Origin of the sequence: Sorangium sp. So ce362, from assembly GCF_051519845.1 — a bacterium.
Classification (GTDB): domain Bacteria; phylum Myxococcota_A; class Polyangia; order Polyangiales; family Polyangiaceae; genus Sorangium.
Window position 1 is genome coordinate 5,130,604 of record NZ_CP150332.1, and the last position, 23,406, is coordinate 5,154,009.

Annotated in this window: 19 protein-coding genes; 8 read left to right on the forward strand and 11 right to left on the reverse strand. The window is 69.8% G+C overall.

Going from position 1 to position 23,406, the window contains the following annotated elements:
- The 4 genes from WMF17_RS19920 to WMF17_RS19935 all read right to left on the reverse strand — a co-directional run bounded on the left by WMF17_RS19920 (position 1) and on the right by WMF17_RS19935 (position 3,961).
- Entirely contained in the window at positions 1–459 is a 459-nt protein-coding gene (locus WMF17_RS19920; protein ID WP_437650724.1) for a hypothetical protein, read from the reverse strand.
- Positions 459–1,388: a hypothetical protein gene (locus WMF17_RS19925; RefSeq protein WP_437650725.1), complete on the reverse strand. Its 930-nt coding sequence runs from the start codon at positions 1,386–1,388 to the stop codon at positions 459–461. The genes WMF17_RS19920 and WMF17_RS19925 overlap by 1 nt, the downstream gene beginning before the upstream one ends.
- Positions 1,346–1,768, reverse strand: a complete 423-nt coding sequence (locus tag WMF17_RS19930; RefSeq protein WP_437603655.1) for a hypothetical protein — start codon at positions 1,766–1,768, stop codon at positions 1,346–1,348. The genes WMF17_RS19925 and WMF17_RS19930 overlap by 43 nt, the downstream gene beginning before the upstream one ends.
- A gap of 114 nt (positions 1,769–1,882) precedes the next feature.
- Positions 1,883–3,961: a hypothetical protein gene (locus WMF17_RS19935; RefSeq protein WP_437650726.1), complete on the reverse strand. Its 2,079-nt coding sequence runs from the start codon at positions 3,959–3,961 to the stop codon at positions 1,883–1,885.
- A 569-nt stretch (positions 3,962–4,530) separates the two neighbouring features.
- Between WMF17_RS19935 and WMF17_RS19940 the strand changes: the two genes are divergently transcribed.
- On the forward strand, positions 4,531–5,268 hold the full coding sequence (locus WMF17_RS19940; protein ID WP_437650727.1) for a hypothetical protein: 738 nt from the start codon (positions 4,531–4,533) through the stop codon (positions 5,266–5,268).
- Positions 5,250–5,660, forward strand: a complete 411-nt coding sequence (locus tag WMF17_RS19945) for a hypothetical protein (RefSeq protein ID WP_437650728.1) — start codon at positions 5,250–5,252, stop codon at positions 5,658–5,660. Before WMF17_RS19940 ends, WMF17_RS19945 begins: the two co-directional genes overlap by 19 nt.
- 129 nt (positions 5,661–5,789) lie before the next feature.
- Here the strand turns inward: WMF17_RS19945 and WMF17_RS19950 are convergent, their stop codons facing one another.
- Positions 5,790–7,301, reverse strand: a complete 1,512-nt coding sequence (locus tag WMF17_RS19950) for a DUF308 domain-containing protein (RefSeq protein WP_437650729.1) — start codon at positions 7,299–7,301, stop codon at positions 5,790–5,792.
- A 477-nt stretch (positions 7,302–7,778) separates the two neighbouring features.
- Between WMF17_RS19950 and WMF17_RS19955 the strand changes: the two genes are divergently transcribed.
- On the forward strand, positions 7,779–8,096 hold the full coding sequence (locus WMF17_RS19955; RefSeq protein WP_437650730.1) for a hypothetical protein: 318 nt from the start codon (positions 7,779–7,781) through the stop codon (positions 8,094–8,096).
- Positions 8,097–8,304: 208 nt separating this feature from the next.
- On the opposite strand, the gene WMF17_RS19960 is transcribed toward WMF17_RS19955, so the two are convergent.
- A complete protein-coding gene (locus WMF17_RS19960; RefSeq protein WP_437650731.1) occupies positions 8,305–9,030 on the reverse strand; it encodes a hypothetical protein in 726 nt (241 codons plus the stop codon).
- A 1,338-nt stretch (positions 9,031–10,368) separates the two neighbouring features.
- Between WMF17_RS19960 and WMF17_RS19965 the strand changes: the two genes are divergently transcribed.
- The 5 genes from WMF17_RS19965 (at position 10,369) to WMF17_RS19985 (ending at position 17,182) form a co-directional block, all read left to right on the forward strand.
- Positions 10,369–11,808 carry a hypothetical protein gene (locus WMF17_RS19965; protein ID WP_437650732.1) on the forward strand — a complete coding sequence of 480 codons (1,440 nt, stop codon included), beginning with the start codon at positions 10,369–10,371 and terminating at the stop codon, positions 11,806–11,808.
- A gap of 26 nt (positions 11,809–11,834) precedes the next feature.
- Positions 11,835–12,884, forward strand: coding sequence for a Hint domain-containing protein (locus WMF17_RS19970; RefSeq protein WP_437650733.1), 1,050 nt, complete (start codon positions 11,835–11,837; stop codon positions 12,882–12,884).
- 23 nt (positions 12,885–12,907) lie between these two features.
- Complete coding sequence (locus tag WMF17_RS19975) at positions 12,908–15,160, forward strand: S8 family serine peptidase (protein WP_437650734.1); 2,253 nt, start codon at positions 12,908–12,910, stop codon at positions 15,158–15,160.
- Between the two features lie 281 nt (positions 15,161–15,441).
- The gene (locus tag WMF17_RS19980; protein WP_437650735.1) at positions 15,442–15,960 is read left to right on the forward strand and encodes a hypothetical protein; all 519 of its coding nucleotides are present in this window, start codon (positions 15,442–15,444) and stop codon (positions 15,958–15,960) included.
- Positions 15,947–17,182: a hypothetical protein gene (locus WMF17_RS19985; protein ID WP_437650736.1), complete on the forward strand. Its 1,236-nt coding sequence runs from the start codon at positions 15,947–15,949 to the stop codon at positions 17,180–17,182. Before WMF17_RS19980 ends, WMF17_RS19985 begins: the two co-directional genes overlap by 14 nt.
- Before the next feature lie 122 nt (positions 17,183–17,304).
- On the opposite strand, the gene WMF17_RS19990 is transcribed toward WMF17_RS19985, so the two are convergent.
- From WMF17_RS19990 to WMF17_RS20010, 5 genes are all read right to left on the reverse strand, one after another.
- On the reverse strand, positions 17,305–18,468 hold the full coding sequence (locus tag WMF17_RS19990) for a hypothetical protein (protein WP_437603665.1): 1,164 nt from the start codon (positions 18,466–18,468) through the stop codon (positions 17,305–17,307).
- Positions 18,469–18,613: 145 nt separating this feature from the next.
- Positions 18,614–19,831, reverse strand: coding sequence for a hypothetical protein (locus WMF17_RS19995; protein WP_437603666.1), 1,218 nt, complete (start codon positions 19,829–19,831; stop codon positions 18,614–18,616).
- Positions 19,828–21,165 carry an RNA polymerase sigma factor gene (locus tag WMF17_RS20000; RefSeq protein WP_437650737.1) on the reverse strand — a complete coding sequence of 446 codons (1,338 nt, stop codon included), beginning with the start codon at positions 21,163–21,165 and terminating at the stop codon, positions 19,828–19,830. Before WMF17_RS20000 ends, WMF17_RS19995 begins: the two co-directional genes overlap by 4 nt.
- 112 nt (positions 21,166–21,277) lie before the next feature.
- Entirely contained in the window at positions 21,278–22,174 is an 897-nt protein-coding gene (locus tag WMF17_RS20005) for a hypothetical protein (RefSeq protein ID WP_437650738.1), read from the reverse strand.
- 623 nt (positions 22,175–22,797) lie between these two features.
- The gene (locus WMF17_RS20010) at positions 22,798–23,400 is read right to left on the reverse strand and encodes a Uma2 family endonuclease (protein WP_437650739.1); all 603 of its coding nucleotides are present in this window, start codon (positions 23,398–23,400) and stop codon (positions 22,798–22,800) included.
- Between the last annotated feature and the right edge of the window lie 6 nt (positions 23,401–23,406).

Sequence of the window (23,406 nt, forward strand, 5' to 3'; positions counted from 1 at the left end):
CTACGGTCCGGGCCGGGGGCTCAGACCAGCCGGCGTCTCTTGCCGGATGTCCAGCAGGCGGAGAACCCGAGTGAGGAGCAGTCGATACTCGTCGAGGCGTTCTGGATCGAGGCTCGGCTCCGCGCTGAACCGGATGCCGACGCCGTCGATGACATCGACGAACGGCAAGAAGGCGTTCGCCAGCCGGCGACCGAACTGGTCGAGGGCAACCTGGACGTGCCCGCGGTCGACCTGGTCGCGAACGACCACGTCGAGGAAGCTCCTCACGCGATTACCGCCGGGTCGCAGATCGCAATCGCGGAGGATCAGCATGCCCGGGAGCTCCTCGGCCACCAGCTCGACGCGCGGGCTGTCCCAATCGATGGCGGCGGCCCCCTCCTCTCCGTGCACGCTGAGGAAGGCGTTGATCCCTTCGCGAGGCGGGGCCGCGGAGACCACGCGCTGTGCCGTGAGGTACATCAGTTCGCCCTTCGGAACGTATTGCTCTCGCCGACGGCGACGTCCTTGTCCTCGAAGGCGAAGTGTCGGGCGGGCGGCGGCGCGCCGACCCGCGGCGCTCCGGGGCGCGCCTCGCGTCCCAGGACCAGCAGCTCCGTGTCGATGGCGATGACGAGCTCCCGGAAGCGCTCCTTGAGCCGCCCGAGCGCGAGGAGGAATCCGTTCCAGTCTTCCTCGGCGACGTGGGCGCCGAGCTCCGTCATCGGATACATCAGCTGCTCCCGCGCCGCGTGCCAGCCGAACTCCTGGACGCACGAGAGGCGCGCATGCGCTACCTCCCACCTCGCGGCCGCCGCTCCGCCGGCTTCGAGGAGGTCGATGGCTCGAAACAGGACGTCCGAGTCGATCTCGTCCAGCAGATCCAGCACGCGGCGCGTCCAGATGCGCGTCAGGCCTCCGCTGGTGAGCATGCGGCGCACCAGGCTCGCGTGCGTCATGGCCTTGCGGCCGTCCGCAGCCCCCGCGAACGTGGCGAGCGTCCAGTCGCGGCGCTGCGCGGTGGTGTCCGGCGCGCTGTCCAGCGCGTGGTAAGCGGCGACAGCCCGGGTCGCGGTATCCAGCCGCTCCGCCTCGAGCATGGCGTCGCTGTCGTATGCGCGCGGAACGAGGGGCTCATGGGTCTCGAGGTCAGCCATGTACGCTACCTGAGAGAACTCCTCCTCGTGTTCCTGGACGCCACGGCGAGCGAGGAACATCGGCAAATCCTTGCGATGCAGGTATTTGCACGTCGTCTGTTCCGGCCGATCGATGATCGAGCCCCACGTGAGGCAGAAGCCGGCGCCCGGCCCCAGCGTGAGCCCCTGAGCCGGGTTGTGGATGCAGTTACGGCACGAGAACAGATCGGAGCTCATGCCTTCACAAAGTAGTGCCGCGCGTGAGGACGCGCCCACTCCGAGAGCTCTTTGCGAGCGATCCGGGAGACATCGAAGCGCCAGTGCACGAGCGCCTCCCGGCGCTTGACCGCGCGCGGGAGCGCCCGGGCCGCGAGCTCGCGGGCAGCTGGATCGGGCGCGGACCTGAGCTCCTCGCGCAGGGTGCCGACCAGGGCGTCGTGGGAGACGACGCCGTGACCGTCGTCGTAGATCTTGGGTTGAATCAACTGCCAGAGCTGAGGCCCGAAGTCGACGATGGTGGCCGGGTCGATGCTCAGGGAGGTGAACCGCGTGCGCTTGCCGCGAGCATGGACGATGTGCTCCGCGTAGGTCGACTCGTCGGCGAGGTTCGGCGGCGTGATGCCGTCGGCCTGGTCGCGGCGGTAGTAGGGCGTCACGGGCTCCTCATGTCGCGCGAGTATCCGTAGACTTTCGCTCGATCGTCAAGGGCAGGGCGATGCCGGCAGCGCTCCGCCCGGCATGGACGTCAGCGCGGAGGACGGGACGACCTGCTACATCTCGATCGCGTAGACGACGCTGCCGAGCGGCATGCGCTGCATGCGCTCCTCGATCACCCCGCGGAGCCCCTTCCAGGCCCCTTCCTGCTCGACGTAGGTGTCGCGGAGGCGCAGCGCGCCGGCCTTGTCGCCGCGCGCCTTGATGCCGAGCACCGTCCTCGCGAGCGCCTCGGCCGCGGCGGGCAGCTTGTCGGCCTGGATCGAGAAGCACCCCTTGTCCGTGCCGTTCGCCGCCACCTCGCCGCGGTGGAAGCCGAGCGCGCCCGCGTCGAGCAGGCTGCCGAGCTGGATCGCGGCGAGCTGGCCGTAGGGCCGCGGCTCGCCGCCCGCCGTGTGCATGCCCTGCCCCACCTGCCCGAGCGCCCAGATCACGTCCCTCGCCTCGGACATGCGGGCGAGCGCCGGGTCGAGGACGCCCTGCTGCACGAGCCAGCCGGTGAAGAAGAGCGCGCCTGTCTGGGCCTTGAGCTCCTCGAGCATCGACGCGAGCGGCCCGCCGTAGATCTCGCTGTCGGTCTTGCCCTTCACCTTGTAGCCCTGCGCCGGGCCCAGGTTGTGGGCCGCCTCGTGCAGCACCGTGCCGAGCGTCGCGACGGGGCGCTCGAGCGAGACGCTCTCCATCGTGGTCTTGCAGAACAGCGACGCGGTCGCCTCCCGCAGCGCGGCGCGGCTGTCGTCGTCGTGCAGGAGGTTCACCATCGCCACGGTGCGGCCGCGGCCCTCGGTGGCGACGCGTCCCCAGTTCGGCAGGCTCTGCCCCGCGGTCCCGCCGGTCGCGGCGCGCGAGTCGCCGGCGTTCACCAGGACGTCGATGAAGTCGGGCAGGTGGAACGCGACCTTGCGCGCCTTGTACGGCGCGCCTGCGAGCTTCGCGAAGGCCGCCTCCATGTCGGCCTTCACCGGGTCGAGCTTCTTCTGCCAGGTCAGCGACTCCTGGTTGATGCGCGCGAAGCTCACGTGGAAGCCCGCCTTGCGGTTGCACGGCTCCCAGTACGTCTCGTCCGGCCCCACGCGCAGGTACCACGCCGAGTTCTCGGCGTTCATCCTCGCCCAGGGCTCGTCGGCGAGCTCCCAGCCGTTGTCGAGGAACGCCTGCGACGCCGCGAGCAGGTACGCCTTGAACGCGGCCTCGCCGGGGCTCTGGATCGCCTCCGCCGCGGCCTTGAGCTCCCGGCTCACCGCCTCCATCTCGGGCTTGTAGGCCTCGCTGTACGGCACGGCCTTGAGCGCGCCGCCCTGCTCGACGACCACGGTGAAGGGGGAAAGGAGCGCCTGCTGGTCCCGCCGCGCCTCGAGCGCGGCGCAGAACGTCTTGTCCTGCTGGAGGCGCGCCGGGTAGACGCCTGTCACGCGGGGCGGCTCGCCGGGCAGCGCGCTGCAGCTCGGCTCGTTGCGGCTCCTCGGCTGCTCGCACCAGGGCCCCTGGTTGCGCCAGAAGAGCGCCCGGCTCGCCGGATCGTCGGGCGGGATCCTGTCGGCCATGCCGGCGGAGCCGAGCTGCTTCGCGTGGATCTGCTCGATGAGCTCGGCCACCTTGAGCAGGTGGCCGACGATGGCCCGGTCCTCGGCGGACGCGCCGCGGAAGTCGGACCGGAGGAGCGAAGGGCGGCCGGCCGCGAGCTCCGCGAGGACGGCGTCGCGGCGGCGCTTCTCGGCCTCGTCGAGCCCGGCGCGCGGGTGGCCTTCGGCCTTGATCCTTGTCATGGCCGCGTAGGCCGAGGTGAACTCCGGGGTGAACGCCCCGGAGGCGACCCAGGCAGGGGCCGCTGTGTGGTGCCAGAGCCCGGAGACCTCGTCCGGCTCGACCGCGCCCGAGCTGTTCCGGTCGGCGATCCAGAAGAGCGGCAGATCGAGCTCCACGGCGATGCGGTTGAAGTCGAGCCGGGGGATCTCGTCGAAGCGCGGCGCCGGGGGCGCGGCCTGGGCGGCGGTGGGCGCCGGGGCTGCCTGGGGCGGCTCTGCCGGCGGAGGGGCGTGCGGCTGCACGCACGCGGCGCCCGCGGCGCGGGCGGCGAGGGCGGCGAGGGCGGCGAGCGAGGCGCGGGATGGGGGCATCGGGAGGGGGATCTTCATGGCTCGAGTTCCGCTGGGCCCTCGGCTCTGCGCGGCACGGACGATGGGCCCCGCGACGGGGGGGCTGCGCGAGAGCGGCCGGCGCCCGGCCGCGCATGGCGGCTGGAGAGCAGCTTCCTGCGCGCTCGGCCGCCGGACTGCGGGGGCGGGCGGGAGCGTAGATCAACGGCGCGCGGCCTGGGCGTGTTTGTGCGCGCAGGCAGCGGTCCTGGGCGGACAGATCCCACGGCGTGCGAGCGGTCTCACGCGAGGATCACAGCGCGACGGTGCAGGGTTGCGCGGCATCGTTGCGTCTTTCACTCCGGGCGGCAGGTCGTCGACGCCTACGTCCAGGAATACCGAGAACGCGGGCGTGGTGGGCTCGACGGCCAGCTCCCCAGATGGCCTCGGTACATGATAGTATCGCCATACGATCGCGCCGCGGCATCGTTCCTGTTTCGACGATCATGGACACGCCAAGCGGAATGAGCGCCTTCGTAGATGGGTATCACGCGGAGCGGTTTGATTCGACAAATCGATTCGAAGCGAACCAGTCGGATGTCCGTAAGCCTGAAAGGAACCATTCTCGCATGGCGCAGCAGGTCTTGAGAAAAATCGGCGCCCTTGCCTGTTCCGTGGCGCTCGGTGTGGTACTGACGCCAAGTTGCACGTTCCGGTTTGGCACCAGCTCAGCAGAATCCAAGAACTCCGGCGACTCAACGGATTCCAGCAGCCCAGGCGAAGCGGGAACAACCGCCGAAGACCCCACTGAATCCGCGTCCGAGGAAGACGTGCTTACCGATGCAATAGCGAATACAGATCCGCTCCAGGTAGCCGTCGTCACAGCCCAAATGAGCTATGCCCTGTACCTGATCGACGGCTCTATTGAAGCCGAAGGAAGAGCGCCGGAGTCACTCGACGAAACGACGCTAAGCATGCTGGTCGAGAGCTATCTTCCATGGGCGATGGAGCAATCGGACGCTTGGGTAGCAACCATGGATCCCGCTTTTCTCCCCGCGCTTCCGATGGGCTACATCGTGAAATACGAGTGCGCCGACGAGTTTGGTTGCCCTTACAGTCACAAGGTCTGGTCCAAATCCAAGCAGCGGTGGACTGTTTGCGAACCGAACGACTGCGGCGATGGACGGTGCAAACCATGCCCAGAATGGTTCGGGTCGCTCTCGAACCTTGCGATCAAGGGATGGTGCTCGTATGTCTGCATGGTCGGCGCGGAGGTCGTTGGCTCTGCAGGCACGATAATCAGCAGCTTCCGGGGCGTCCCGGTCTCCTTCAGTTATGTTGACGACGAATGGCAGATGCTGAAATGAGCGCCCACGACAAGGAAGCCGAGCAACAGGCGCAATTCAAGGACTTCATGACGTCCTTCATGCGCCTGCTGGACATGATGGTTTTCTTCGCCTCGCCGCGGCTCGCGGCGAGTGGCGTCAGCTTGCCGAGCCGCGAACACATCCTGCGGCACCTGGACGCCTACCTCCCCGTAGCTGCGGAGTGGGAGAGAAAATACGACGGCAGCACCAGGCGGATCACGACGGCTCCCGCGCAGAGGTTGCGCGTTCGCTTCAGCACGTGGACGCCCACCGTTGACATCCCCGCTGATATTGTACAGGAAGCGCGCACGTTCCTTGACGAGTTCGGAATGGAACCGGAGGAGGGTTGGGACGCGTTCGAAGGTCCTCGGGAGGGGACCCCGGCGCCTTGACCAACAAGCCCGACCTACCATGAGGCTCGAGCCTTCCCGGGTGCTTTCCGCGGAGCGCGTCCCCGTGCTCATCGTACCGGTGGGCCAGCGCCCCGGACGGCGGTCCTGCGCCGCGACGCGCGAGCGGCCTCATGCGGCGGGACGGAAGCTCGCCGTCCTCGACGCCCGTTGCCCGAAGATGCCGGCCAGGAACTCCCCCCCGCCGTAGTAACAAAGGTAGCCGGCCAGGGCGAACTTGAGCAGCACCGCCGACGCGGGCAGCGAGAGCAGGACGAGGCTGGCGAGCATCGAGCCGGCGCCCACGGCGAAGAGCCACCTCGACTCCACCATTCCCTTGAGCACGACCGACGCCGCGACACGCAACGCGCCCGAGATGAACGCCCAGATGCCGACGAGGATCACGAAGACCTCGACCATATAGCCGCGACGGAGCACGACGAGGCCGAGCAGGAGGCTCGCCACGCCGCGCACGAGGGAGAGGAGACGGCGGACGGTCGGCTCGCGCGACGCGCCGAAGAGCGACAGGGCGCCATCGACGAGCGCGTACACGGCGAAGGCCGAGACGAGCACGCGCCACCCCGCGGACGAGCCCTGACCGACCGAGATCGTCAGGACGCCGGCGCCCACGGAGATCGCGAGGACGCCTTGAGCGATGAGGACCCACCGGGAGCGCTCCGGCCGGGTCGGCTTCGGGAAGAGCGTCCTCGCCGCGGACATGGCCGCGGTCACCGGGTTCTTCGGCGCCGCGGGCGCGCGGCCGGGCCCTGCCTCCGGGAGCACGACGGGCATCTCGCGCTCGATGGCGTGACCGTCCTTCCACTCGAGATAGCGCACGTGTCCGTCCGGAGAGATGCGAAGGAACGAGTTGCGGGGGCCTGTCCATGAGCCGCTGTTGAAGTACCAGTCGCCGATGCGACCTGGCTTGTGGGTGTGCCCGAGCACCGTCACGTCGTATTCGCCCTTGTCGAGCTCTGCTCGGACCCCGACCACGTGCTCGCCGAGCCGGTCCGGGTTCTGCGCCGGCGTCAGCTCCGAGGTGGGGCGCACCTCCTTCGTTGCGCCCTGGCTACGGTGAACCGTCGCCAGGGAGCGCTTCCAGATCGTCAACATCGAGTCGCCGAACTGCTCGAGGACATCCTCGACGCTCTCGCCGCTCGTGAGGAGGGGAGAGCCGTTCTGGTCCTCGAAGACGCCGGCGAAGATGGAGAGCATGCGGCCGAAGCCCGGGTCGTCCCCTGCGTTGAACGGATCGGTCTCGTGCCCGTGGCAGAAGCGGAACCGTCTGCCCCCGAGCTCCCGGACGAAGGGCGCGCGCATGCACGCGAAGAAGGGGTGATGGAGGAAGTCCGTGTCGATGAAGTGCGCGAGGTCGATGTCGTGGTTGCCGGGCACGTAGACGAGCCTCAGCGTGGCGAGCTGATCGAGGAGCGCCCGCCGCTTCACGAGCAGGAGGCTGAGGTTCATCTGCCAGAGCTCGAAGAAGTCGCCGAGGACGAAGAGCTCGCCTCCCTCGCCGCCCACGTGGTCGAGGAATGCGCGCAGCTGCGGCGTCTTCTTGCCCGCGTCGAAGTTGTCGCGCGCGCCGCCGTCACCGATGTGCAGGTCGCTGATGACGAAGATGTCCCTGGCTGCGCCGTCCATCGCCTTGCTCCAGGGCCGAGCGATCCCGCGATGAGACGGCCGCGCCCCCGCGCCGCATGCGTCGCAAACTGCGTGCCGCGACGGTGCGCAGGGGGGCGAGCTCGGGTCGAGCAGGCGAGCGGCCGTCGGTGGGTCTCGGCAGACCGCATGCGGCCGCTCGCCGACCGTCCACCGCGCCGGGCTGCACTCCCGAGCAAGCCGGGCTGGTGACCGGCTCGTCCCCCTTCGGCGTGCGCGCGCCGGTCGCCTGCGCGGCCGGCGCATGGCTCGAGAGCGACTGCACGCATGGCTGACCGCCGTAGCCCGGGCCCGCGGGAGGTGCCATCGCGGGTCTTCGCGCCTCCTTACGCCCGGGGTGTCCCCTTCGTGTGGTGTGTGGTTGGCATCGATCGATGTCCCGCGTATTGTCAGCGTCCGCTACAATCGTCCAAGGTCAGGCGCGCCATGATACAACCTGCATCGATCCGAAAATTTGTGATGTCGACTCTTCTTGCAACAGGAATCGCCGGCTGCGGTGACCCGGCAATAACAATCTGCAGCTCCGGGAAAACGTTCTGGGTCTGCACCTACGAAGCGCAAGTTTCGACGTGCGATTGCTTGCAGGAGGTATCGGAGTGGCATTGTTCGACCGATCCGGAGTCAGCCAATGACTTGATAGAACCGCTGATTCAAGAGATGCCGGACATCGAAAGCTATCGGCTGATATCGTGCATAGATCAGGGCTTTAGCTCGACCGCGGGAATTTGGGATGCCAAGGAACCGCCAAGACGCCATGAAACCGCCAAGGCGCCATGAAACCGAAGCTGAACATCGACGGGTTCCACGTCCTGGGTCGGCTCATCGCGAAGCGCGCCGATGCAGAGGAGGAGACCGGTGGCCCCTTCGGTCACGCGCCTCGACCTCGACGGTCACACGGATCTCGCGCGCCACAGGCCGCGAGTGCTCGGCCGTCTATCACCGGGAGCGCGGCCGCGACGTCCCACCGGCGCAGCTCCGCCGCGTGCTACGCCAGGCAGCAGAACGTCGACGGCTCGGCCGGCAGCATCTCGCCGACCGGCTCACCACCGCTCGGGGCGCAGGCGCCCGGATCCACGGCGACGACCTCCGCCGACTTGCTGCCGAGGGCGACGCCGGGCGGCGTGACCCCGCAGAACGGCGTCGTCGAGCTCACGACGGCTGACACGAGCGTCTCCGTGCACGCGCCGTCGCTGAAGACCGAGGCCATGATCGTGCACGACGCGCCCTCCGGCGCCCCGCAGCCGCACTCGGAGCAGCTGCGGGTGTCGTCGGCGCCGCCGAAGAAGACGTGCCTGTCGAGACAAGGGCTCTCGCACGTGACGTCGCCCTCGTGGAAGATGCACGTCCGGAAGCCGCCGGGCGGCGGGACCCCGGGCTCCCCGGGCGACGGCATGCAGGTGCTCCGGTCGTCCGGGCACTCCGTGTAAGCGCCGGGCAGGCAGGCGAGCGCCCGGGTCTGCCACGGATCGAGGCGAGCCGGCGGCGGCGGCTCGTCCACCCGGGGCGTGCAGGCGGCGGTCACCAGCACGGTCGGCGCCTCGACCGAGAGCGACGCCACGCACGGCTGCCCGCCGCAGTCCTGGCCCGCGGGGATCGCGTTCGCGGCGGTGCAGGCGCCGTCCCAGCCGTCGGGCGCCGAGAAGGCGGTCTCGACGCTGCCGGGGATGTCGGCGAGACACGCTGCGGATGAGCGAACGACGGCGAGGCCCACAGTCTCGAGCGCTCCGCTCTGGACGCTGGCAGCCGGGGAGACGCCTACCTCTACTGCGGGAAGTCAGCCAGGGAAGCGAACCGCCAAAACGCCAAGGGCGCCAAGAAATCAGGGGAATAGGGGGAATGCCGGGACGGCCCCCTTCCCTTTCCCTTCCTGGCGGCCTTGGCGCCATGGCGGGTTTTCTGCTGATCCGGGGCAACTTCCCGCAGTAGTGCTACGGAGCTTGACGGCGATTGCGTGCCCGCTGGACACGGAGAGGCAATCTGCTGCGCGAGCTCCGCACCCTTCTTCATGGGCCCGCTCCTGGCATGTGTCGCTTCGCGGGCCCCACCCGGGCAGGCGCTGTAGCCTCGATGTTGTGGAACATAGAGAGAAGCGATTTCGTTGCAAGTCAGCTCCTGGCGCGTTCCGCGCTGGGCCCTTCCGAGACCGCCGGGCGGCTCGGCGGCGCCGTCACACGGGAAGTCCGAAGGCTACCCTCACCGCGGCGGTCCCAGAGCTCGCAGCCCAGCCGTGCGCTTGCCGCGGGCGGCGATGGAGTGGGAAGAAAGAGATGGGTCGCGCATGAAAGCCAGCAGCAAACGGCAAGCCCAGCTCCTCGCCCCGGTCCTGGCGCTCATGCCTGGTGCAAGCTTCGCGCAGAGCTCGCAGGGGTGGGATGGAGTCTTGTTCCATGGTGAGATCGACACATCTTGTTCGCAGGATCCACTCTACGCCCATGCCGCACAAGGTCGCGTGCTCTGGGCTGCAAGACATTATCCGGTCATGGTGGCTCAGGTTTACTCGTATATTTCGGTCGGAAGCACCGACTACAGTGCGCATTTCGGCGACCTCGAGAGCGCCGTGGCGGAGGCCGTGAGGGAATGGCTGAAATTTCCGAACGGAGAGGATCGCCACCGACCACATTATCTCCTCTGGGCTCATGCGAACGGGAGGGCAATATGGCGCGGACCCACGAGTCCTAGCTCACCGGCCGATAAACCGTCGGACGTACATATCCGGGCATTTTGTACGCCGCCCTCGTAGAACGAAACGTCGATGCGGCACCTTCGCGCTGACGGGTATCTGTCCATCGCGTAGACGTTCGCGTGACGGCGCCGAGCTTGGTCACGCTGGCCGAGGGCGCGCGTCCGCGCGGCCCGCGGCCGGCGCGTTGCGCGCAACCTCCGCGTGTCCGCACGCGACGCCGCGTCGTGGCGCTCGAGACCGCGAGGTCATTCACCTGGAGCGAGATGGAGCACACCCGCCGTCAACGCCGGCATGCGGGTTGCTTACTCGTCCACGCCGGCCGCCGCTGGTCCCCTTCAGCACGTCGCCGCCGAAAGGAAACCACCGATGCGCTCCGTCAGCAAGGCTGTCGTCCTGGCGGCACCCGTAACGTTTCTCATCTCGCTGGGCGGCTGTGATGCTGGCGACACCGGAGCGACCGAGCTCACCCGGGCCGAGATCCCCGGGTCGATCGCGAACCAGCTCGATCTGGGTCAGGCATACGACGCGGACCGCGCGTCGTGGGGCAACATCGCGTGCGTGAAGGGTCTGGAGCAGACCGTGACCTCGCAGCACGCCCAGCTCGAGTACACGCGCGACATCTCCTACGACAAGGCGCTGCAGACGATCGCGGGCGAGATCAGCCTCGGCGTCGGGTTCCCCACCGTGAAGGTCGAGGGCAAGGCGGAGTACGCCAACACCAACTCCGCGACCGAGTACCGTGAGACGCACACCCTGTCGTTCAAGTATCTCACCAAGCGCAAGCTCACCCTCGGCAGCCTGGAGCTCAGCGAGCCTGGACGGCACTACTCGACAAGCGCCCAGCACCTCCTGCGCGAGCGCTGCAAGAACGAGTTCGTGAACGAGATCAACGTCGGCCTCACCTTCATGGCGACCATGAGCATCGAGTTCAAGAACAAGGAGGACAAGGAGCGGTTCGCCGGGAGCCTGAAGGTCGACGTCCTGGCCGGCACGGTGCAGGTCGAAGGCTCGCTCGCGGTCGCGGACGAGACGGAGAAGAAGAGCGTGCGCGTCACCCTCAGCGCTCTCCAGGACGGCGGCGACGCGCGCCAGCTCGCGTCGATCCTCCGCCCCGAGGTCGCGAGCTGCGACGCGAGCAACCTCGCGCAGTGCGTCGAGGGCTTCCGCCACCTCATCAGCTACGGGACGCAGCTGCCACAGCAGATCGCGCAGATGCCAGGAAGCCTGAAGATCATCTCCTACCAGACGTCGAGCTACGCCGATTCCGGGCTGGACGATCTCGTACCGGAGAACACGCCGCAGGTCGCGGACCTGACGCTGGCGACCCGCGAGCGCATCGAGGATCTCCTGCGCCGAGCGCGCAAGGATCATGCGCGCGCATCGAGCCTGCTCGGCTACGGCGAGCTGCTCTCACCGGAGCAGCACGCGAAGGTCGCGGAGGTGCAGCAGGCCGCCTTCGAGAACCGGCGAGAGCTCACCAAGGCGCTGATCTACTGCTTCGAGAACCCGTACATGGTGAAGAACGGCACCCAGATGACGCACCCGTGCTCGGACTACGCCAGCAACGTCGAGAGGGGTCTCGGGCCGATCGACAGGACCCTCCTGGAGATCAAGGGGACTCCCAGCAACGCCGGCGTGCTGTGCGAGGCGGCCCGCCTGCACGCGCTGCGCACGGGCGCCCTCACGCAGCGACAGTACGACGTCTACCAGCGCATCAACTACGCGCCGGAGTACGCGGTCGCCCACGACCGCAGCTCCGAGATCATCGGATGGGGCGAATGTGAAAACCTCGTCGAGCAGCTCTGACGAAGAAACCCGCACGGGAGGATGTCATGAAACCTATCGGAAGACTCCAGCTGGCGGCTCTCTTCGGCGCGGCATCTGTCCTCTGGGCGAGCATCGGGCTCGCCCAGATGCAGACAGACTGGGACGAAGTAATGCTATATCGGAATGACGTCGACGTGCGCTGCAGCGAGGACTGGCTCAATCCTACGGAGGCGATTGGCCGGGTGGAGTGGTCGATCAAGTACTTCCCGGCGACGATCGCGCAATACTACTCGTTCGTGACAATGGGCACGCGCGACTATGTCCAACACTTTGAAACTCTCGATGTCGCCACCAACTCAGCCAGCACCGAGTGGCTGAAGCTTCAGAGCGGCGTGTATAAGAAGCAGCCGAAGTTCCCGCTGTGGAAGTCGGCGCAGCAGCCCGAGTGGCGAGCGCCCATCTCTGGCTCTGCTTCGGGGTGGAAGCCGGATGACGGGCAGATCCGGGCCGTGTGCAGGTCGTCCTGCTACAAACCCACTGTCAAGCTCCTCTACGACGGCGGTTACACTCCCATCGGAGAGGCCACCGGCGCTCGCCTGCCCGGCATCGTCACGCTCGCCGAGGGCGCGACGCTCGACCAGCCGACCCTGGAATTGGGTCGCGTCTCTCGGTACACCATTGAATCGAGCGATACCAACCACCAGCTCGTCGTGATCGAGACCAGGGGCGGCGGGAGGCTTGTGGTCACCGGGAATCACCCGCTCGTCGACGGCGCGGGATACATGCGCGAGGCGAGCACGCTGGCCGTCCGTGAGCACCTGGCGCGCGTGGATGGATCGAAAGACGAGATCGTTCGAATCGGCATCGAGAGCTTCTTCGGGAAGGTGTACAACGTCACGCCGGAGGGTGAGTCGCTGGAGAGCCAGATCGTCGTCGCCGAGGGCTTCCTCAGCGGCTCCGCCTGGTACCAGAACGACGGCGCAGAGTACCTCAACCGTGACATCTTCCGGCTGAATCTACCGGACGAGCTGGTAGAGCCGCGTGGGCTGGAGGAAGACGCCGTGCAGTCCCCGGGCGCGCTGCCACCCCTCGAAGCCAACACGGTGCACCCATGAGGGTCGGCGGCACGCCACGCACGATGGCCATCGTATTTCTCCTGGCCGGCTGCGGGGCCGGCTCGGACGACGAGGAGCCGCGGCGGCCGTCCCCGCGACCCGGCGGCGGGACGAGCGACGCCGGTGTCCTGTATGGCGCGGATCCGGCGGATCCAGTCGCGGAGCTGCGCACTACGTGCGAGGGCGGCGGCGGAGAGTTCGACGGCGTGGATTGCCGCTGCCCCAGGACGAGCCCGCCCGATCCCGTTCTCGTGTTCTCAGGAGAGGCACGAGGCTGCGTCGCGAGCGACGCCTGGTTGTTCAACTCGAGCTGCGCTGGCAAGACAGGACGGGATCTCAAGGTCTGTCTACGCCTCGGCGTGTGGACGCATGGCAGCACGAGGCTGGGCCTCGTCGTCGAGCCTGTGCAGGCCCACGAGGTCACCGGCTGGTTGAGAGACGTCGCCCCGTCGCTCTCGCCGCGGATCCCGGCGACGCCGGTGGACAGCCCACGCGCGACGATCCTTGTCGCGGTAGGCACGGCGCCGGCGTTCTCCGAGGATGTCGTCAGGATCGCGTTCGAGAACCAGCTCCATCATCCTTCGATGGGATCCATGGCTCCACCGTCAGGCTACGTGAGCCTCCGCGCGTCATCGCTGGACGGCCTGGCCTCTGCGCTGGGCGACCCCGCGCACACGCGCCCATGGCCGCAGCTTGCGTCGACCACCTCGGGGGAGCACCTGGACGATCTCGCGGCCGCCACGACGCGAGCGATGGACCGCGACTTCATGCGCAAGGCGCGTCGGCTCCCGGCGAGCGCGGGCAGCTCGTGCCTCGACACCTGCGAGCTCCAGCGCGTCGTGCTCGAGCAGGACGAGACGACCGGACAGCGTGAGGCGGTCGTGGTCGACCGGTACATCAACGGCGTCCGCCAGAATCGAGAGGTTCAGCTCCTCAGCCCGAGCCACCGGCTCGTCGAGGGCAAGGTCGTCTTCGACCTCGGCGATCACCCGAGCCTCGTCTACGTCCCCGCGGTCGTGCGCGAAGACAACAGGCTCATCACACGCGTGCGGGTGTACGACGGGTCCTTCGCGCCGCTGGAGACGTCCGACTTCGTGCTGCTCGACCCGGCCGATGCGCTCGACCAGGTGACCGACCGAGCGTCGGTCACGCTCGGAGGCAACGAGCTCGCCATCCTCTCCTTCGAGAGCGGCTACTCGCTCCGGGACCCCGCGACCTTCGGCTGGATCCTCCGCGGGCCGTTCGCCAGCGCGGTCCCGAGCAGGGGCGCTAGCCTGCTCGGATGGTATCGCGCCGAGACCTCCGGTGCGCTCGAGTACGCGCGCGGCTTCATCCCGTCGCATCGTGATTCGCCGTTCGCGGATCGCCCCGCTGGCAACCACACCTACCATGTCAACTCCATCCTGAGAGGGAGCGCAGGGCCCACCTCCAGTGGAGCGCTCCGTCAACCGCGGATCGTTCCGCTGGGCAGCACCTTGTCGTCGGCCATGACGGTCTCCGCTGTGCGCGCGGCGAGATCGCGCGCGGGCGCGCGGGTCGGCTCGGTCTCCGTGCAGTTTCCGATGAACGCCGCGGCGTGCCGCGACAGCTTGAAAGGATTGCTCGACACGGGGCTCCTCCTCGTGATCGGAGCCGGCAACGACGGCCGCGACGTGGGCAGGATGGATCTCTGTCCGCAGCGCCTCGGCGCATCGTCGTCCGACGTCATCGTCGTCGGCGCGGCTGCGGGCGGCCGGATGGAGTGGTACTCGAACCGCGGCGCGGCCGTGGTCGACATCGCTGCCGAAGGCGACAGCCCTGATCTCGCAGATCGAGGGACATCGTTCGCCGCGCCGCGCGTGACCTACGTCGCCGCGCAGCTCGCGGCCGAGCTGCCCGACGCGAGCAACGCCCAGATCCGCATGGCGCTCCTGCTGTCGGCCGATCTGCCGTCGTCGGACGCGCTGCCCGTGCGCAGCGGTGGAAGCCTCGCACGCGACTACGGCAGGGCACTCCTTGCGCTCGGCAAGCTGGTGCAGCGATTCCGTGAGGAGACATATGGCATGAAGGAGCGTATCCCCTTCTCGGTCGCGCTCGCCGTCGCGAAGGCCCTGGAGCGCCCCGACGCCGCCGTCTCTCGCGCGGTCGAACGTCGCTTGGATATTCTGATCCGCAACCGCGTGGTCTGCAGGGATCAGGAGGCCCAGGCTCAGTGCAGGGACGAGGATGACCGATGCCGAGGGCTGCTCCGGGCGTTGGTCGAGGCAAAGACCGAGGACTGCAAGCTCCTGAGATGACCCCCTATGCACGAAAGGAAGGGAGGGCCTTGATGAGCGTGGCTGAAAGCTCCGCCCCGCCGCCGCGTCGACGTGCATGGATCGGCGCGCTGGTCGTCGCGGGCACCGCCTTGTGGATCGCTTGGCCGCGCGACCCGCCACGGCGCGACGCCCCCGGCGCGACCGCGACCTCGCCTGCGCCTGATCGCAGGGCTCTCGCCGCCAACGAGCGTGGTGGAACGGCAGGCCGCCGGAGCGCTGTCGCGAGCGCGGGGCCGGCCGTGGGGGCGACGGCGCCGCCGATGCGCTTGCCTCGAAGCGCGCGCCTCACGTTCGGTGAGGTCGATGATCCCAGGCTGCTGGGTCTGACGCCCGAGTTATCGCGGTTCGTCGACATTCAGCGCAAGGCGCTGCGCTCCCGCGAGGATATCGCCGAGGCGATCGCGCTCGCCTCGGATCGCGAGCTCATCGACGAGGCGGCGCGCGGGCTCAGCCTGCACGATCCCGCGGAGCAGCAGGCGCTGGCGCGCCGCCGGCGGATGGTGCTCGTCGACTTCCTGAGGTTCGCGCTCCTGCGCGGAGGGGAGCCGCGCTACGCGGCGAGCGCCATCGGCGACGTCATCGCGAGCGGCGCGCTGGCCGAGGGAGAGCCGATCGAGATCCGCAAGACGTTCGTGGGCGACCGCATCGAGCTGGCTCGGTCCCTCGAGGAGTACGATCCGGAGGAGCTCGATCGACTCCGAGCGCGTGTCGCCGGAAGCCCGGCGGAGAGGAGCCTCGCGTATGGTTCGGGTCCGGGATACGAGGATGGCGACGAGTGAGCTGGTGCGCCGCGGCCTCTCCCTCGTCGCCGCGCTGAGCCTCGCTGCGTCCCCGACCGCAGGCGCGGCGAGCGTCGTCCTCGCCGGAGACAACGGCCAGGTGGCGCTCGGCGCAGGTTACGATCCAGCGGCGCAGCGCATGCGGGACGTCTGCGTCACGGGCGAGCAGGCACGGCTGGGCGGCAACGTCGCCTGGGTGACGAGCTATCACGCGAGCGACATCGAGACCATGTTGCACAACGTCGATCGGTACGGCAGCGGCGGCGTGGACGTCGGGATCCTCGGCGTGAGTCGGTCTGTCGAGTACTTCGCGCGTATAGCGCAAGATACCCAGCGCGAAGCGGTCGTCTTCGAATACCAGGTGCAGCTCGGCTCGTTGGTTCTGCGCCCGAACGCCGCCTTGAACCAGTACGGGCGCGGCATCACCGCGATGAGCGACGCCTACGCGCGCCGCCTGCGGTGCGGCACCGAGTTCGTGCGACAGATCGATGTAGGCTACCGCCTGTACATCGGGTTGTCCGTGACGTCCCGGTCCCGCGCCGTGCACGAGAGGTTGAAGAAGAGGCTGTCGGTGTCTGCCCTGTTTGGACTCGTGAGGAAGAGCAAGGAGAGCGTGAAGGAGATCCAGGAGGCGGCGAAGGACGTCATGATCGAGGTCAGCGCCTTCCAGGAAGGGGGCCACCCGGACCGCCTCCAGCGGCTCTTGCAGGATAGGAGCACCTGCACAGGCGACCGAGTCGAGGCTTGCGCCGATCTGCTCGGGCGCTTGCTCGCCTATGCCAGCACCGACGCGCTCGGTTTCCGCGCCCAGATGGCCGGCATCGACGGATACAACCCGGGTGACCTCACGGGTCCGGCCGTGCTTCGGTACGTCACATCGACCTATGAGGACGCGGGGATCGAGGACATGCGGACCGCGGAGGCGCCGGCGGGGGAGCTCCAGGCCATGCGGGAGGCGACGTCGCGGCTCGATGGGGTGCTCGTGCGGCTCTCGTCCGACGAACAGAAGGCGGACGCGCTGCTTGCGAGCGGAGCCGTCTCGTCGGAGAGGCGAGAGGGGCTCCTCCGTCTACGCCAGGGCCTCACGAGGCTCGGCGCGAGCGCGCGCGCGACCCGCGCCGCATGCGAGTCCGGCGAGTCCGCGGCGTGGTGCTGCGAGCGTGCGGCCGAGCACGTGCGAGCCGACGGGGAGCTCGACCGCGCGCCCCTGGACCAGGAGTGAGCACGTCGAGCGATGCCCCCGCCGCGCTGGACCTCGCACATCGTGTGGCCTGTCCCCGACGGCGCGCTCGGGTCGAGCGAGCGGCCGGCCAAGGACGGCGCTCAACCGAGTTGAGCCGAGTGTTACGCCAGACAGCAGAACGTCGACGGCTCGGCCGGCAGGATCTCCCCGACCGGCTCACCGCCGCTCGGCGTGCAGGAGCCGGGATCGACGGCGACGACCTCCGCCGACTTGCTGCCGAGGGCGACGCCGGGCGGCGTGACCCCGCAGAACGGCGTCGTCGAGCTCACGACGGCTGACACGAGCGTCTCCGTGCACGCGCCGTCGCTGAAGACCGAGGCCATGATCGTGCACGACGCGCCCTCCGGCTCCCCGCAGCCGCACTCGGAGCAGCCGCGGGCGTCGTCGACGCCGCCGAAGAAGACGTGCCTGTCGAGATACGGCTCCCTGCAGGTGACGTCGCCCTCGTGGAAGATGCACGTCAGGAAGCCGCCGGGCGGCGGGACCCCGGGCTGCCCGGGCGACGGCATGCAGGTGCTCCGGTCGTCCGGGCACTCCGTGTAGGCGCCGGGCAGGCAGGCGAGCGCCCGGGTCTGCCACGGATCGAGGCGTGCCGGCGGCGGCGGCTCGTCCACCCGGGGCGTGCAGGCGGCAGTCACCAGCACGGTCGGCGCCTCGACCGAGAGCGACTGCACGCACGGCTGCCCGCCGCAGTCCTGGCCCGCGGGGATCGCGTTCGCGGCGGTGCAGGCGCCGTCCCAGCCGTCGGGCGCCGCGAAGGCGGTCTCGACGCTGCCGGGGATGTCCGCGGGACACACCGCCGCCGTATGCGCCGACCAGCCCAGCGGGAGCTCACACGAGGCCGACGCCGGTGGGTCGCACAGGCAGGCCGCGCAGGCGAGCGGCGCCGGCGCCAGGTCGGCGAACCCTTGGTAGCCGACGTTCGGCGCGGCGGCGGGGCAGTCCGGCGCCTGGTCCGGCGGGCCGTACCAGAGGAGCGCCGGGCCGAACCAGCCGAGCGGCGCCGGCGAGACGCAGTTGCCGGCGCAGGCGCTCTCGTCGCCGCCGCCGGTCCCACCGCCATCGCCGCCGGTCCCACCCTCACCGCCTGCACCGCCCTCACCGCCGGCCCCACCCTCGCCGCCGGCCCCGCCGCCACCTTCCTCGGGCCACGGGCATGCTGGAGAGCCGTATTCACTGGGCTGACAAGGCCCGTAGATGGTCGGATCGCCGGCGCAGCCAGGTAACAGGAGAAGCCCTGCCGTCAACAAGGGGTAGATCTGCATGCGCGACAAGCTACCCGATATCGCTCCACGCAGACAACGACCATCTCCCGTGACGCGGGCAGTGGCCAGCAAGTTCACCATTCCGAAATGACACATATATTTCTCACCAATCCTCGCAGCATCGGGTCCCGTCTCGCAGATCCGTTCAGTAGCTGGCCGTAACACCCAGCCCGAGAGCTGCTCCGAGCGGCGGAGACGTCCAGTAGAGCGGCGCTGGCGTCACGGCGTTGTCCACCTCGCGCCTGAGCAAGACGTCTTCCACGATCCAGATCGCCTCGGCGTGGCCGTGCACGGACCACGTGTCCGAGAGCCGCCACGCGCTGCCAAGCCGCGCCCCTACCCCGACCAGGGCCTTGCTGCGTACACGCATGTTCCACGGGTCTTCTGGGACGAACCGGACAGCACCGAGCGTCGCAAGCCCGCAGCCGAACAGGAGGCGGCCGCGAAGGCAGGTCACGGTGGTCGCCGTGAAGGCCGTCGTCCCCAGGGACGTGCCCTCGACCTCCTTCGCCAGCGAGACGAGCCCCCGCCCCTCCACGGCGACCGACCAGTCGGACCAGCGCACGCCGAGGGCCAGGGTCGTTCCGGCCGCGACCCCCGGCGTGATCCCCAGTCCGACGGTCGCCCCGAGCCCCGCCTCGAACCGCAACGGCTCGGGAGGATCCGCCGTCGCCTCCTCTCCCGAAGCGATACGCGGCTCCGGCGCGCCCCGGCCGGACGGCGCCGGCGCCGCGCGCGCCGCCTGCGTGGGCGGCAAAGGCCTTGGCGAAGCCTGCGCAGACGGCAAAGGCCTCGGCGGACCCTGCGGAGCCTCCGCAGGGGGCGGAGGCCCGGGCGGCCCCGGCGGATCTTCCTGCGCAGGCTCACGCGGCGAAGGCTCACCTGACTCCCGCTCCGCCATGCTCAGGAGCCGCGTCGCGATGGCGAGACCCATGCCGGCGACGAGCGCCTCGCAGGCCCTGCTGGTGCCGAACCCGTCGGCCCACCCGATCTCCCCCTGGCCGTCGCGCAGCGCCAGCGAGGCCACGAGCTCGGCCCCATGACGCTCGATCCTGGCCGAGATCAGGAGCGGAGCATCGTCCCGGAACGGGTCGGCGCCGGCCACCCGCGCCACCTGCGCGCGCAGGAACGACGCGTCAGGGCAACGTTCGGCGCCACGCCCGCGCACGTACTCGAGGCGCGCCGCGCTCGGGCGCAGCCCCGGCTCGGCGTGAGCTTCCCCGGCGGAGAGCGGGCACGCGGCGCCCAGAACGGCGGCGCCGGCAAACGCCGCTCGCCGGGCGTGGCGGAGAGGCCCCGTGGCACGGAGCGCGGGCCGCCCGCGCTGCGCGCGCTGCGCCCGTTCCTCGTGAGGCCGGCTCATCGCGACGGCTCCTCCCTCGCCGCGCCGCCGGCCGGACCGGTCCGGCGCATCTGCACGAGCTCCCGGAGCCGCTCGCGCACGGACCTCAGACGGCCGCTCGGGAACCGCTGCTCATGGAAGGCGAGCTGTCGGAGCGCCCCGGCGGAATCGCCGGCGGAGAGCATCGCCTGCGCCGCGTCGAGCACCCGGTATTCCTCGGCGAACGAGTCTCCCTGCGCGGCCGCCGGCGCCGCTGGACGCGGCGCCACATCGCGCCGGGAGGTCGCGTCGGGCGGCGGCGCGCTGGGCGGCGGCGCGCTGGGCGGCGGCGCGCTGGGCGGCGGCGCCGGCCTCTCCGGCGGCGCCATCTCCACGACGCGGGAGAGGCGCACCCGGGGCAGCTCGGCCGCCAGCGCGCCGAAATGGTCAGCCCAGAGCGGTTGCGGCGGCGCGAAGACGATCAGCAAGGCCACGGTGCCTCCAGCGCCCGCCACGCTCCACCCGACCGCGCGTCCCAGCTCCCCCAGCCAGGTGTGCGGGCCCGCGAGCCCCGCTGGCGCAGGAGCGCCCGCGAGCCCCGCTGGCGCAGGAGCGCCCGCGAGCCCCGCTGGCGCAGGAGCGGGCGGCGCGAGCGCAGGCGACGCGGGCGCAGGCGGCGCGGGCGCCATCGCTCCGGCGTCCTCGTGCACGAGAAACGCCGAAGCCAGCGGGAACCCGAGCCAGCACCCGCGCAGCGCGTCTCGCTGCTCCGGGCGCAGCCGCTGGATGGCAGCGCGGTAGTCCTCGCGGGCGAGGCGCAGCCGGTTTGTCGCCGTGTTGTAGTTGATGCCCAGCTCTCGCGCGATCTCGACGAGCGGCACCTCGTACGCCTCGTGCAGGACCAGGAGGAGCCGCCGCTCCGGGGCCAGCGTCCAGAGCACGTCGATCACGAGCCCCAGCCGCTCCCGCTCCACGGCGCGCTGCTCGCTGAGCGGCGCGGGATCGACGGCCTCGCCGCACGGCGCCGGGAGCAGGCCGCTCGGCACCTCGCGGCGGCGATGGGCGCGGTCCAGGTAATGGCCCACCTTCCGCCAGGCGATACCGAACACCCACCGCGCCTCGGCGCTGCGGTGCTGGCGCCAGGCGTCCCGGCCCGCGGGATCGGCATCGTCCGCGGGCGGGCACCAGGTGGGGTCGAATCGATCCAGGGACCGGTAGGCAGCGAGGAGGACCTCCTGGAGGAGGTCGTCGATGTCGGCCTCGGCCACGCCCAGGAGCCGGAACGTGCGGGGGAGCGTTTCTACTGCGGCTGTATGAAGGGCGTTCCAGGTGCGGTCGCGGGAGGTGCCGGCGGGGGACGAGAGAGGTGCGCTCATATCCCCTTAATTACGGGGGGCTCTCCGGACCCGTTTGTGTTCGGCGTGGCTGCACGCGGGCAGCGGCGATGCGCGCGCGTAGCCCGCCGCGCGGCGGGCTACGCGCCGCGGCTCACGGAGACGGCGGGAGGGCGGGCTTCGCCGGCTGCGCGACGGCGCCGCCGGTCTCGTCAGCGCCCGGGTCGTCGCCGCCGCCCTCCTCGGCCTCGACCTCCTCGGCCTCGTCCGCGGCGGCGGAGCGCGACAGGCGCGACTGGAGCTTCGGGGTCACCTCGTCGAACGCCTCGCCGTGGAAGTAGTACGCGATCTTGCGCAGATCCGCGTAACGCCGGACCAGGAGGGTCCAGAGCCGGTCGCGCATCTTCTCGGCCTCGCTGCGCTGCCTGGCGACGGGGCGGCGGGCGCCGTCGGGGGTGAGGGTGTCGAGCAGCCACTCGCTGGCCTCCCGCAGCTTGTCGAGCTCCTCCTGCGTGAAGGGGTGCTTTCCGCAGAGCGCGCCCGCGTGCTCCGCGTACAGGTGGGCCAGCGCCATCCCGTCGCTGGCCAGGTCGTACTTGCCGCTGCCGGCCCGGATCTCCGCCACCACGTCCTTCGGCAGGAGCGCCCGCTTCGCCAGCGTCTCGGCGAGCGTGAGCATCGGCTCGCGCAGCTCGATCACGATCGCCAGCTTCGCCTCGATCTCGCCGGTGCTCGCCGGCTTCGCCGTGACGCGCGTGGCGGCGAAGATCAGGGCCCGGCCGAGGTCCGGCAGCGCGAGCACGTCATCGAGCGGCAGCTCCGGCAGCGCCCGCCGGATGCGCGCCGGATCCGCGCACGCGGCCTGGACACCCCGCTTCACGTTGGCGAAGGCGATCCGCACGTCCGCCCGACAGACCTCGATCTCCCCATCGGGGAGCGCCTCGGCCAGCGGGGCGTAGCGCTTGTAGCAGGCGTGGTAGGTCGTTGTTGCCGTGGGAGCCGCCGTGGGCGCCTTCCCGGTGGGTTCTTTGTTGGTCTTGGCTTTGGCCATCTCGAGAGCGTAGATCCAGGCGAGCGCGGCCGTGGGGCCACATCGCCGTCGGAAGTGTGCTCTGACGAGCGCAGGATCTCGACGCGACGGCGCGACGGGGGGCGGGCCGGGGATCCGAGGTGCAACGCCTCGCCGGGAGCCCGGAGCGGGTACGTCGGTGGTCACATAGTGTCATTTCGCAGGCAGATCTGTAAACGGCGGGACACACGTAGTGTCATTTCGCAGGGCCTGCTGAGAATACCGGTGGTCACGTAGTGTCATTTCGCAGGCAGATCTGTAAACGGCGGGGCACACGTAGTGTCACCCGGCGCGGGGTGGTGGTGGAGGCGTCCGGGTGCCTTCCGCCGGCGCGCCACCCGGCGTGTGAGGGAAGCTGGATCTCCGCCTTGTTCCGCACGCCGCGCCGCGCGCCCCCGGCTCCACGTTGCCGATGAACACCGCGCCGCGCGCCGATGAGCGGCCCGGCCCCGGCGCGCCGCCCCGGCCTGCTCCTCACCGCCTTGTCCAGCCGCGCGCCCCCGGGCAGGTTACGCACATGAGCTCGACCTCTCGGTGCTCTGGGCGAAGTAGCTGGCCGCCGCGCTGGCGAGCACGGCGGGGACGATCTGTGCCTCGAGGCCCCCCTAGGCGAGGGTGGGCTCCTCCTTTGTCGCGACCTCGGCGAGCGGATCTCGGTACACCTCGTCGACCGACAGGGTGCATCCGATCGTCTCCAGATGCGCGCCCTCTGCTGCGCGGGCCTCCCGGAGTGTCCACGAGTCATCCTCGTTGCGGTGGAACACCTCGATGCGCGGTTCGTGCTGCGAGACGAGCACGTACTCCCGGAGCGAGGGGATCCGCCGGTAGTGCGCGAACTTCTGCCCCCGATCGTAGGCCTCCGAGCTGTCGGAGAGGACCTCGACCAGGACGATCGGGTTCAGCGCGGCGTCCTTGTCGACAGGATCGCGCTCGAGCTTGCCGCAAACAACGCTGACGTCAGGGTACGTCGAGAGCCCGGTCGCCTGCACCCGGACGCGCAGGTCGGAGGAGTAGACCGCGCAGGGCCGCCCGCGGAGATGCGCCCGTAGCTCGGCGCCGACGCTCACGCACAGGCGCGCATGCTCCGGCGTTCCGCCGGCCATCGCGAAGATCTCGCCGTTCAGGAACTCGTGCTTCGTCGGGCTCGCCCGCTCCTGATCGAGGTACTCCGTGTACGTCCCGAGGATCTTGCGCGCCGGCTCGTTCATGGTCCA